11 protein-coding genes are annotated in these 12,133 nt (G+C 62.9%); 7 read left to right on the forward strand and 4 right to left on the reverse strand.

What is annotated here, in order from left to right:
* Positions 1–90: 90 nt before the first annotated feature.
* The 3 genes from rpoB to IM701_RS14730 all read right to left on the reverse strand — a co-directional run bounded on the left by rpoB (position 91) and on the right by IM701_RS14730 (position 6,220).
* Positions 91–4,251 (reverse strand): DNA-directed RNA polymerase subunit beta, encoded by a 4,161-nt coding sequence (gene rpoB, locus IM701_RS14720; RefSeq protein WP_193827339.1) that lies wholly within the window; start codon positions 4,249–4,251, stop codon positions 91–93.
* A gap of 265 nt (positions 4,252–4,516) precedes the next feature.
* On the reverse strand, positions 4,517–5,098 hold the full coding sequence (locus tag IM701_RS14725; RefSeq protein ID WP_193827340.1) for a hypothetical protein: 582 nt from the start codon (positions 5,096–5,098) through the stop codon (positions 4,517–4,519).
* 15 nt (positions 5,099–5,113) lie between these two features.
* A complete protein-coding gene (locus IM701_RS14730) occupies positions 5,114–6,220 on the reverse strand; it encodes a hypothetical protein (RefSeq protein ID WP_193827341.1) in 1,107 nt (368 codons plus the stop codon).
* Positions 6,221–6,414: 194 nt separating this feature from the next.
* Here IM701_RS14730 and IM701_RS14735 point away from each other — a divergent pair, with 194 nt between their 5' ends.
* The 5 genes from IM701_RS14735 (at position 6,415) to rplL (ending at position 8,599) form a co-directional block, all read left to right on the forward strand.
* Positions 6,415–6,567 carry a hypothetical protein gene (locus IM701_RS14735; protein ID WP_156451958.1) on the forward strand — a complete coding sequence of 51 codons (153 nt, stop codon included), beginning with the start codon at positions 6,415–6,417 and terminating at the stop codon, positions 6,565–6,567.
* 26 nt (positions 6,568–6,593) lie between these two features.
* Positions 6,594–7,124 (forward strand): DUF2975 domain-containing protein, encoded by a 531-nt coding sequence (locus IM701_RS14740; protein ID WP_193827342.1) that lies wholly within the window; start codon positions 6,594–6,596, stop codon positions 7,122–7,124.
* The gene (locus IM701_RS14745) at positions 7,124–7,351 is read left to right on the forward strand and encodes a helix-turn-helix transcriptional regulator (protein WP_039337848.1); all 228 of its coding nucleotides are present in this window, start codon (positions 7,124–7,126) and stop codon (positions 7,349–7,351) included. Before IM701_RS14740 ends, IM701_RS14745 begins: the two co-directional genes overlap by 1 nt.
* Before the next feature lie 288 nt (positions 7,352–7,639).
* Positions 7,640–8,152 carry a 50S ribosomal protein L10 gene (rplJ, locus tag IM701_RS14750; RefSeq protein ID WP_193827343.1) on the forward strand — a complete coding sequence of 171 codons (513 nt, stop codon included), beginning with the start codon at positions 7,640–7,642 and terminating at the stop codon, positions 8,150–8,152.
* Positions 8,153–8,224: 72 nt separating this feature from the next.
* Entirely contained in the window at positions 8,225–8,599 is a 375-nt protein-coding gene (gene rplL, locus IM701_RS14755) for a 50S ribosomal protein L7/L12 (RefSeq protein ID WP_039337844.1), read from the forward strand.
* Positions 8,600–8,669: 70 nt separating this feature from the next.
* On the opposite strand, the gene IM701_RS14760 is transcribed toward rplL, so the two are convergent.
* Positions 8,670–10,118 carry an ATP-binding protein gene (locus tag IM701_RS14760; RefSeq protein ID WP_230487725.1) on the reverse strand — a complete coding sequence of 483 codons (1,449 nt, stop codon included), beginning with the start codon at positions 10,116–10,118 and terminating at the stop codon, positions 8,670–8,672.
* 194 nt (positions 10,119–10,312) lie between these two features.
* Here IM701_RS14760 and IM701_RS14765 point away from each other — a divergent pair, with 194 nt between their 5' ends.
* Positions 10,313–11,689: an MATE family efflux transporter gene (locus IM701_RS14765; protein WP_039337843.1), complete on the forward strand. Its 1,377-nt coding sequence runs from the start codon at positions 10,313–10,315 to the stop codon at positions 11,687–11,689.
* Positions 11,690–11,840: 151 nt separating this feature from the next.
* Complete coding sequence (groES, locus tag IM701_RS14770; RefSeq protein WP_039337841.1) at positions 11,841–12,128, forward strand: co-chaperone GroES; 288 nt, start codon at positions 11,841–11,843, stop codon at positions 12,126–12,128.
* Positions 12,129–12,133 lie beyond the last annotated feature (5 nt).

Below are 12,133 nucleotides of genomic sequence, written 5' to 3' on the forward strand. Positions count from 1 at the left end.
TTGGTGCCGTTCCCTTGCCCTGTGAAAGGGCGTTGGACGTGAATTCTGGTGCGAAGGGGTGGGCGGCGGCAGAACCGCCGCCCGTATTCCTTACTCCGCCGCCTCGGCGAGGCCGTCGTCATCCGTGTCATCGAGCGACGACAGTTCGACGTTGAGGCCCAGCGAGCGCATTTCCTTGACGAGCACGTTGAAGCTTTCGGGAATGCCGGCCTCGAAGGTGTCGTCGCCCTTGACGATCGCTTCGTAGACCTTGGTGCGGCCGACCACGTCGTCCGACTTCACCGTGAGCATTTCCTGCAGCGTGTAGGCCGCGCCGTAGGCCTGAAGCGCCCAGACCTCCATTTCGCCGAAGCGCTGACCACCGAACTGCGCCTTGCCGCCCAGCGGCTGCTGGGTAACGAGCGAGTACGGCCCGATCGAACGTGCGTGGATCTTGTCGTCGACCAGGTGGTGAAGCTTGAGCACGTACTTCATGCCCACCGTCACCTTGCGGTCGAAGGCATCGCCGGTGCGACCGTCGAACAGCGTGACCTGACCCGATTCATCGAGCCCGGCCAGACGCAGCATGTCGGTCACGTCCTTTTCCACCGCGCCGTCGAACACCGGCGAGCCCATCGGCACGCCGTTGCGGACAGCCTGGGCAAAGTCGATGATCTGCGCGTCGTTGCGGGCGTCGATCTCGTCGGCATAGTTGTCGCCGTAGATCTCCTTGAGCAGCTCGCGCACCGCTTCCGGCGGCTGGCCGGCTTCGGGGTTCGGGTTGGCCTCGCGCCATGAGTCGAGAGCCGCGCCGATGCGCTTGCCGAGACCGCGCGCGGCCCAGCCAAGGTGCGTTTCGAAGATCTGCCCGACGTTCATGCGCGAAGGCACGCCCAGCGGGTTGAGCACGAAGTCGACCGGCGTACCGTCCTCGAGGAACGGCATGTCTTCCTGCGGCAGGATGCGGCTGATGATGCCCTTGTTGCCGTGACGGCCGGCCATCTTGTCGCCCGGCTGCAGCTTGCGCTTCACGGCAACGAAGACCTTGACCATCTTGAGCACGCCGGGGGCGAGTTCATCGCCACGCTCGAGCTTTTCCTTGCGGTCCTCGAACTTCTCCTGGATCGCCTTCACCGCAGTGTCGTACTGCGCCTTGACCGCCTCCAGCTGCTGCTGGCGTGCATCGTCGGCAACGGCGAACTTCCACCATTCGTGACGCTCGACATCGGCGAGAACCTGCTCGTCGATGACTTCGCCCTTCTTGATGCCCTTGGGCGCTGCAGCCGAGACCTGGCCGAGCAGCATGTCGCGCAGGCGGTTGAAGGTGGCGCGGTTGAGGATCGCACGCTCGTCCTCGCGGTCCTTGGCGAGGCGTTCGATTTCCTCGTTCTGGATGGCGCGGGTACGGTCGTCGATCTCGATGCCGTGACGGTTGAAGACGCGAACGTCGACGATCGTTCCGGCAACGCCGGGCGGGAGGCGAAGCGAGGTGTCGCGCACGTCGCTGGCCTTTTCACCGAAGATCGCGCGGAGCAGCTTCTCTTCCGGCGTCATCGGCGATTCACCCTTCGGGGTGATCTTGCCGACGAGGATGTCACCGGGGTGAACTTCCGCACCGATGTAGACGATGCCCGCCTCGTCGAGGTTGCGCAGGGCTTCCTCGCCGACGTTCGGGATGTCGCGGGTGATGTCCTCAGGCCCGAGCTTGGTGTCGCGGGCCATGACTTCGAACTCCTCGATATGGATCGAGGTGAAGACGTCTTCCTTGACGATGCGTTCGCTGATCAGGATCGAGTCTTCGTAGTTGTAGCCGTTCCAGGGCATGAACGCGACGAGCACGTTGCGGCCCAGCGCCAGTTCACCGAACTCGGTCGACGGACCGTCGGCGATGATGTCGCCCTTCTCGATCAGGTCGCCCACCTTCACCAGCGGACGCTGGTTGATGCAGGTCGACTGGTTCGAGCGCTCGAACTTCTGCAGGCGATAGATGTCGACGCCCGACTGGCCGGGTTCGATATCGCCCGAGGCGCGGATCACGATACGGGTTGCGTCGACCTGGTCGACCACGCCCGAACGCAGGGCCGAGATCGCAGCGCCCGAATCGCGCGCCACGGTCTCTTCCATGCCGGTGCCGACAAACGGCGCATCGGCCTTGATCAGCGGCACGGCTTGGCGCTGCATGTTCGAGCCCATGAGCGCGCGGTTGGCGTCGTCGTTTTCCAGGAACGGAATGAGCGAGGCGGCAACCGAGACGAGCTGCTTGGGGCTGACGTCCATCAGCGTGATCTGGTCACGCGGGCTCATCACGAATTCGCCGTTCTGGCGGGCCGAGACGAGTTCCTCGACGAACGATCCGTCAGCATTCAGCTCGGCCGAGGCCTGCGCCACGGTGTGCTTCTGCTCTTCCATCGCCGAGAGATAGATGACGTCCTTGGTCACCTTGCCGTCCACGACCTTGCGGTACGGCGTCTCGATGAAGCCGTACTTGTTGACGCGCGCGAAGGTCGACAGCGAGTTGATCAGACCGATGTTCGGGCCTTCCGGCGTTTCGATCGGGCAGATGCGGCCATAGTGGGTCGGGTGAACGTCGCGGACTTCGAAGCCGGCGCGCTCGCGGGTCAGACCGCCCGGCCCAAGTGCCGAAACGCGGCGCTTGTGGGTGACTTCCGAAAGCGGGTTGGTCTGGTCCATGAACTGCGAGAGCTGCGAGGAACCGAAGAACTCGCGCACGGCGGCCACGGCGGGCTTTGCGTTGATCAGGTCGTTCGGCATGACGGTCGACACGTCGACCGAGGACATGCGCTCCTTCACGGCGCGCTCCATGCGCAGCAGGCCGACGCGGTACTGGTTTTCCAGCAGCTCGCCCACCGAACGCACGCGACGGTTGCCGAGGTTGTCGATGTCGTCGACTTCGCCCTTACCGTCCTTGAGATTCACCAGTTCCTTGACCACGGCGAGGATGTCGTCCGTGCGCAGGGTGGTGACGCTGTCATCGCACTCGAGGCCGAGGCGCATGTTCAGCTTGACGCGACCCACGGCCGAGAGGTCGTAGCGGTCGGCATCGAAGAACAGGCCATCGAACAGCGCTTCGGCGGTTTCGCGCGTCGGCGGCTCGCCCGGGCGCATGACGCGGTAGATATCGGCCAGCGCGTGGTCGCGATCCGGGGCCTTGTCGGCCTTGAGGGTGTTGCGGATCCAGGGACCGGTCGAGACGTGATCGATGTCGAGCAGTTCGAGCGTGTCGATCCCGGCCTTGTCGAGCATGTCGAGGTTTTCCGGGGACACTTCGTCACCGGCTTCGATCCAGATGCGCCCCGTGGCTTCGTCGATCAGGTCACGCGCGGCATAGCGGCCGAAGATTTCCTCGGTCGGGATCAGCAGCTCTTCAAGACCGTCCTTGGCCGCCTTGTTGGCAGCGCGGGGGGAGATCTTCTGGCCCGCCGGGAAGATCACTTCGCCCGACTTGGCATCGACGATGTCGAACATCGGCTTCGATCCGCGCCACTGCTCGAGCACGAAGGGCACCTTCCAGCCGCCCTCGGCACGTGCCCAGTTCACGGTGTCGTAGAAGTGGTGGAGGATCTGCTCGTCGTCCAGGCCCAGCGCATGAAGCAGCGCCGTGACCGGCAGCTTGCGCTTGCGGTCGATACGGACGTTGACGATGTCCTTGGCGTCGAATTCGAAGTCGAGCCACGAACCACGGTAGGGGATCACGCGGGCCGCGAAGAGATACTTGCCCGAGGAGTGGGTCTTGCCGCGGTCATGGTCGAACAGCACGCCGGGCGAACGGTGCATCTGCGACACGATCACGCGCTCGGTGCCGTTGATGAAGAACGTCCCGTTCTCGGTCATGAGCGGGATGTCGCCCATGTAGACGTCCTGTTCCTTGATATCGATGAGCGACTTGGTCTCGGTCTCGGCATCGACCTCGAAGGTGGCAAGCTTGAGCGTGACCTTCATCGGCGCAGCATAGGTGATGCCGCGCTGGCGGCATTCGTTCACGTCGTACTTCGGCGCTTCGAGGACGTAACCGTCACGCTCCTTGATATCGAGGCTGGCGGTGCCGGCGAAATCCTGAATCGGGAAGACCGAACGCAGCGTCTTCTCGAGGCCCGAGACATAGCCGATCGACGGATCGGAGCGGAGGAACTGCTCGTACGATTCGCGCTGGACCTCGATGAGGTTCGGCATCTGCACGACTTCGTGGATGTCCCCGAAGATCTTGCGGATGCGCTTCTTCACACCGGGACGACTGGCTGTCTTGGAAACCATAAAGGTTGCGAGCCTCTTTCAACAAATGGCCGGAAAACCGGCGGAAATTCTGCCACGCGCGGGCGATGGGCCACCAAACGGCGAAAGGCCGCACAGCGCACGGCACCCCGTTCAACGGAAGCCATGGCCCGCAGCCTCTTGCGTCAGATGGATTGCCCTGCGCCTCCTTCCCGAGCCACCCCCTGCGCATGGGACGGCCTTGCTCGAAGCGCTGGACAGGAGCGGCATATAGGAGTTGCCGCATACGTTGTCAAAGCGGGAAAATTCAGCCCTTTGGCGTACGCCCGGGCTTGAGGAACGCTAGCGCGAAGAATGCGACGAGTGCGGACCATGACAACGTCAACCCTGCCCACTTTGCCAGGAGCCGAACCTCATTTGCCTGCAGTTGTGGATGGGCCCAGATTTCCTTTGGCATTGCTGCCTGATCCAGCAGCCACTCGACATCACCAGGACACTGATTGGCAACCGAACGCTTCATTTCTCTTGCTATGGCAATAGTTTCATCCGTCCAGCCGCAACCGCCGATGAAGGTCTGTTCGCCATGAACGATCTGGAACTTCAATAGATCGAGAATGTAAGTGCCCAGTAGCACGAGGCTAGCCAGAGTAAGCGCGGCGAAGACCAATTTAGCCGTCTGCGCCCTGAGACGTTGGCCGAACACCCAGACATTGCAAAGGACCACCAGCACCAGCAAGGCGCAGATCATCGCAATGTTGACCGAGGCATAGCTTTCGGACGTTGGCGCAAACCCCGAAAACGCCGCGAGCACCGGCGCGAAAGCGCCACCGGCAAGCACCAGGGCCCAGACCGATCCGATACGCTCGACGAAGGCACGAAAGTTCTCCATCTTTCAACTCCCCTTTCACGGATCGGGCATGAGGGTAATCACGGGCATCTGACCAGGAGGCAAATTCTCACCGAAGAGCACAGCCCCACTCACATCGAACTGCCCCCTTGCCCACTTGGACCCAATTCTTGCGACGAAGACATGGCGGCCCATAGCTCTGGCGGCCAACGCAGTCCTGTTACCGGCCGGCTTGAAACCGCATTTGCTGCTTTCCCACGGCAAACTGCGCTGACTGCATAACATGCCTTCAATCCCGCGCCCGACGAGCACCTGGGATGCCCCGACAGGCCAGGAAACGGCGAAGTACTTTGGTGGTGCATAAGCATAGCCGCCCCCTCCCACCGGAACCGGCAAGGGGGGTATCGCTATCAGACCCGGGAATAACGACTTTACGGGACTCAACGCGGTGACGCATGGTCCTCGCAGGACAAGTACTGGAAGCGCCTGCGCACCTGTATCTGCATCTGCCTTGTCGTCCGTCAGAGCGCGGACCAGCAGGCGGTTGAGCTTGCGCAGATTATCATCGGATATGCCGCTGGAGGAAGAAGTTCCGCTCATGAAAAGCTGCGCGAGGTCCTCACCTGCATCCAGATCGGATCCCGCTACAGCCTCAAGCGCCAGTTCGAAGTTTGCTTGCTCTACATGCCACACGGCGATGTCGCCATCCTCGACCGCCTCACTGCGGAACTGCATGGCTGCTTTCCGAACCGCCTCATACCTATTGCACGTTCGCAGATAGAGAACGCGCACCTTGTCGGTCTCCAGCCTGGGGAGGTCGTTATAGTCGTCTGGAATCTGCGCGAGATAATGCTCTTCGATCTTGCTTGTCAGCCTCGGACTGTCCTGGATCGATGTGTAGCCCATCGCACGCAGCGTCGCCGCATCGGCAGGCAGGGAATCCACCGGGAAAAACACATCCCTCGCAGGCACATCAACCAAGCGGCGTTCGATTCCGGGGGGAAGATTGCGAAGCCGGTCCTTCAGCAGGTTCACGATAGCCCGGTCGAGCGAAACACTGCCGTCAGCCTCGGTGCCGACCGTATCGTCCGGCTGCGCCTGTGCCGTTCCCATCGCGGTGCAAACAGCCACCAGCGCGATTGCCGTTCTTGCTAGCCACCCCACGCGCCCATCTCCCCAGATTGCGCTGCCCTTGACCATAGTGATCAGGAAAGGTGCCGTCTGGTCAACGGGAACATTCCGAATGTGTGCAAAAGCACATTGCATCAGGCCGCCATATCGTTTTTCAATATTATTGATTGACGATAAGGCGAATCGATATTATTGAATATCGATATTGACCTTATCGGAGAACGATCATGTCCCGCCTGCTTCCCCAGACCGCCGCCGCGATCCTCTCGCTGCTGCTGGCTGCCACGCTGTGGCTGCCGACGGTGGATGCCGGCTCTGCCCCGTTCGCGCTCGCCGATGGTCCCGTCATGGCGACCTACCAGCTCCCGCTCGCCGCCTGACCGCCCACTCAACAGGAGGGAATCCAATGTCCACACTCCGCACCGACCCGCTTCTGGGATTGGCCAAGGCTCTGCTCACGTTCATGCTGATCGTAATCGTGATTGGCATGGTGGGTCTCGGTATAGGTTTTGCAGCCGCGGTCGGCCTGCACGGGATGGTTGCCGAAAAGCTCGCCAAGGCCGGTGCTGCAGAATCGATTTATTGGCTCATCCTGCTGATGTTCCCGCTGCTCGCCGCAATGCTGGCTTCGATGCATCGGTTCGTCGAAAAGCTCCGTGCCATCGTCACAACGGTCGAGGACGGCGATCCGTTCACCCCCGGCAACGCAGAGCGTCTGCGCGCGATGGCGTGGCTGTCGGTCATCATCCAGCTGCTTTCCATACCCGTCGGGATCGTCGGCGTAATGCTTGAACAGGCCAGCGCGGATGCAGCCTCGGTCAATGTCGATGCCGATTTCTCGATCAACGGCCTGCTGCTTGCCCTCGTCCTGTTCATCCTCGCCCGGGTGTTCCGCATCGGCGCGCAGATGCGCGAAGACCTGGAAGGGACCGTGTGATGCCGATCAATGTCAAACTTGACGACCTGCTCCACGCCCGCCGCATGACGCTGACCGAACTGGCCGAACGCATCGACTTGACACTCGCCAACGTCTCGATCCTCAAGACCGGCAAGGCCAAGGCCATCCGCTTCTCGACGCTGGAAGCGATCTGCCGGGAACTTGACTGCCAGCCCGGCGACGTTCTGGGCTATGAACCGGAAGGCGGCGATAGCCCCGAAGCTTGACTTCACAGCGCGAATCCGCCAGAGGCCCGCCCGACCGGTGGGCCTCTTTGGCCTTGCCGATCATCCGTCCGAGACAGTTGGTGTGCAGGATCTGCCTGCACTTAATCTCCAGCCTAGACGGGGAAAAGAGTTTCAAGGCCCCTCGCTCCTGCAAGGATCGTGGCGCCCCTCGCGCTTTACGGCGCACCTCCTTCCCTTGTCACGGACTCGCCGGTGGTCTTCGGGCCATCGACAAACGTAGCCGACTGTCCGGGTCTCCCGGCTCAGTCACATGTGAAGGAGTATGGCATGGATCGTTCGCAGAAAGCCGATTCGGTCGCCTTCCTTAACGGCGTCTTCAGCGAGGCCGGCGCGGTGGTCATCACCCGCAACCTCGGCATGACGGTGGCCCAGTCCACCGCCCTGCGCACGAAGATCCGCGAAGCGGGCGCGACCTACAAGGTTGCGAAGAACAGTCTTGCCAAGCTTGCCGTCGCAGGCACCGATTACGAAGGTCTGAGTGATTTCTTCACCGGTCCGACCGCAATCGCCGCCTCTGTCGATCCGGTTGCTGCCGCCAAGGCAGTGGTCGAGTTCGCCAAGACCACCGACAAGATCGAAATCGTCGGTGGTGCAATGGGTTCGCAGGTTCTCAACGAAGCCGGGGTCAAGGCGCTCGCCTCCATGCCCAGCCTCGACGAGCTGCGCGGCACGCTTATCGGCCTCATCCAGGCTCCGGCCACGAAGATCGCCCAGCTCACGACTGCTCCGGCAGCCAAGCTGGCCCGCGTCTTCGGCGCCTACGCCAAGGAAGCCGCATAAGACCGTTCGTTCGATTTACGCTCGCCGCGCCACTCGGGCGCGTGGGCACCACAAGATCAGGAGTGAAATACCATGGCCGATATCGCCAAGCTCGTTGAAGAACTTTCGAAGCTGACCGTCCTCGAAGCCGCTGACCTCGCCAAGGCTCTCGAAGAAGCATGGGGCGTTTCCGCCGCTGCTGCTGTTGCCGTTGCTGCTGCTCCGGCTGGCGCTGCTGCTGAAGCCGCTGAAGAGAAGACCGAATTCGACGTCATCCTCACCGGCGACGGTGGCAAGAAGATCCAGGTCATCAAGGAAGTCCGCGCGATCACCAACCTGGGCCTGACCGAAGCCAAGGCGCTGGTCGAAGGCGCTCCGAAGGCGATCAAGGAAGGCGTGTCGAAGGCTGAAGCCGAAGACATCAAGAAGAAGATCGAGGAAGCCGGCGGCACCGTCGAAGTCAAGTAATCTTCTTCCGGTTTTCCGGACAAGTTACAGGGAAAGGCGGGGCATTCAGCTCCGCCTTTTTCGTTTGTGGTCAGTCCGTTGCGACGGGGACCCGCACGCAGACCAACAGCCCACCACTTTCCGCGCGTGCGAACTTGATAGCGCCACCAAAGCGCTCAAGCAGACGATGTGCAGTGGGAATGCCAAGCCCGAAACCTGCCGTGTCGCGCGCCCGCGCGTCGTCGATGCGGTAGAACGGCGCAAGAATCCGTTCGAACTGGTCTTCGGAAATTCCCGGCCCATCATCGGCGATCAATACATGCCAGCGGCCTTGCGCATCCGGTTCGACGCAGACCTTTGCCTTGCCGCCATAATGCACGGCATTTTCGATCAGCGGGTGCAGGGCCATCAGCAAGGGCTCGCGCCAGGTGCAGATCATGGCCCCTGGCGTAACCTCGACCTCGGCCTTCCCTTCAAAGCTGCCCATGACAAGGTCCGTCACTGCGAGGCCGAGGTCCATCATGACCGCTTCAGGCGCAAGGTGCTGAGCCCTGAGGTAGCGCTGGAGAGACATCAGCATGGCTTCCATTTCGCTCGTGGCATCACGGACAAGGCCTGCGATCTCGGCATCGTCGATCAGGTCGGCGGCTATGGTCACGCGCGAGAGGGGCGTGCGCAGATCATGGCTGATGGCCTCGAACGATCGCGCCTGATCCTCGAGCATCGCCGCGATGCGCTCCTGCATGGCATTCATCGACCGGGCGAGACTGCGCAGGTCGTCGGGGCCGCTTTCGCGCACCGGCACGACCTGCCCCTTGCCGATCGCGTCGGCGGCGTCGGTCAGTTCGCGCAGGGGCCGGGTGATGATGCGCAGCGACCACAGCGACAGGGCAAAGCCGACTACGGCCGTGATCAGCGTCAATACCGTGGCGCGCAGGGCAATCGGCCAGCCCGAGGTCACGTCGCGCGAACGGAAGTTGAGCCAATGCCCGTCTCGAAGCCGCATCGCTCCGACGAGATTGCCGTAGCCCAAGCGCGACGGCTCAAGTCCGAGGATGATCTGCTGCCCGGCCAAGGTGGGCTCCCAGCGCAGAATGTGCCCCCGGATCTCGCTTACAGCTTCGTCCTCGCGACCGACCAGCGCCTGTGGCGAGTTGGACAGCGCGACTTCCAGGTGGCTCGTGCTCATGATCGTGCCGAGTGCGTCCGGATGCAGTTCGTGCACGCGGTTGCTGACCACGAGCAGTTCGGCAACGCGCCGAGCATGATCCTCGCGCAGCGTCTCCTTATCGATGACATCGTAGAAGGCGAGGCTCGCCACGGCCTGGACGGCGGCCATGACCAGCAGAAGCGTCGCTGCGCGCACCGCCAGTCGCGACAGATTCGGTCCATGCGGCGGGTGCGCATCGACAAGCGCGCGAAGGCGACCGATGCCGCCTTGCGCCCGCGCCGCCGGTTTGCGTGCCATGCGCAGCCGGTCTGCCCATTGGCCGAACCCTTCCATCGGCAGAACGCTGTCACTGACCGGGGAGTGGGTCAACCATTGCCGCCACGCGGACATGATTTGTGACATCAAGCCGCATGAAATCCACATATATCATGGGTTTGTGACGGCGCTTGGCTCATGGCGGAGTTTCTGCCCACGGCCCTTGGACCGCGTGGCGCCATGGCCTGCCGCGACTCGGTCACACAGCGCTTTCCTTCCGGGCCCCCCGGCCCTACACCGCGCGTCCCATGTTTGAACGGCCGCCTCACAGATGGATCGACGAACTGCGGGCGATGCTGCGGCTCGCCGCGCCGCTTGTCGGTGCCAACCTCCTGCAGATGGCAGTCTTCGCGGTCGATGTCGTGTTCGTGGCGCGGCTCGGGCCGGAAGCGCTGGCAGCCTCGTCGCTGTCGGTTTCGCTGTTCGGTCTGCTGGTATGGAGCCTGACGGGCCTCGTCGGTGCCGCATCGCCACTGATCGCGGCGGAACTTGGGCGAAGGCGGCACGCAGTTCGCGAAGTGCGCCGCACGGTGCGCATGGCTGCCTGGGCTGGCCTGCTTGCCTCCCTCGTCGCGATCGGTGTGTGCATGCTCGGCGGGCCCCTGATGCGCATCACCGGGCAGGACCCTGGCGTGATCGCGCGCGCCGTTCCCTTCCTGCAGGTGCTGATGTGGGCCGCGATTCCCGCAGTCCTTGCAGCGCTTCTCCGCACCGTCGTGGCAACGCTCGGCAGGCCCGGCATCGGCACCGCGATCACCGGCATGGCGGTGGCGATCAATGCTCTGGGAAACTGGCTCTTCGTCTTCGGCCACATGGGGGCGCCCGAACTGGGCCTGCTTGGTTCCGCGATCTCCAGCGTGTTGACCAGCGTGGCGATGCTGCTGGCGTTCGTCGTCGTGATACGCTTCGATCGAAGGCTCCACCGCTATCGCCTGCTTGGCCGGTGGTGGAAGCCCGAATGGACGCGGTTCGCGGATGTTCTGAAGATCGGCCTGCCGATCTGCGGCACGATCATCGCCGAGGCCGGCATGTTCAACGGCGCGGCCTTCCTGATGGGCAGAATCGGCGAAGTCGAGCTGGCCGCACATACGCTGGCCCTGCAATTCGCGGCAATCGCCTTTCAGGTACCGTTTGGCGTCGGCCAGGCGGCGACGATCCGCGTCGGCCTCGCTTATGGCGCGGGCGACAACCCGGCCATCGCCCTAGCTGGCCGGGTGGCGACTCAACTCGGCATTGGCTTCATGGCCCTGTCGGCCGCCGTCATGCTGCTGTTCCCGCTTCAGCTCCTGCAGCTCTACATTGACCCTGCCGCCCCACAGAACGCGACGGTCGTGGCGCTGGCGCTGCAGTACATGATGGTTGCAGCTGCATTCCAGCTGTTCGATGGCGCGCAGGCAGTCGGCGCTAGCCAGCTGCGGGGATTGCAGGACACCCGCGTGCCTATGCTCATCGCAATCTTCGGCTACTGGGTGCCAGGCGTGGGCACGGCGCTGGGCTTGGGTCTGTTTACCGGCTTTGGTGGCTTGGGCGTGTGGTTCGGCCTGCTTGTCGGGCTGATCTTCGTTGCCGGACTGATGCACTGGCGCTGGGCAAACCGCGCGAAGCTGGGGCTCCTGCCGGCCTGAAGGTGCGCTTCGCCGATTTGTTCATCTGCGTGAAAAGAATCTGCGCCACACCCATTGACGCCCCTTCCACCGGCACCCATATGCCGCCCGCTGGCACTCTCGCCTTGAGAGTGCCAAGGCTCATTTTTTAACTTGGAAGAGGGAGCAACCCATGACTTTCCGTCCGCTGCACGATCGCGTGCTCGTACGCCGCGTCGAAGCCGAGGAAAAGACTGCCGGCGGGATCATCATCCCCGACAGCGCCAAGGAAAAGCCCGCTGAGGGCGAGATCGTCGCCACCGGCACCGGCGCTCGCGCCGAAAACGGCACGATCACCCCGCTCGACGTCAAGGTCGGCGACCGCGTCCTGTTCGGCAAGTGGTCCGGCACCGAAGTCAAGGTTTCGGGCGAAGACCTGCTGATCATGAAGGAATCGGACATCCTGGGCGTGATCGGCTGAGCCGA

The sequence above is a fragment of the Novosphingobium sp. ES2-1 genome, assembly GCF_015169775.1.
Taxonomy (GTDB): Bacteria; Pseudomonadota; Alphaproteobacteria; order Sphingomonadales; family Sphingomonadaceae; genus Novosphingobium; species Novosphingobium subterraneum.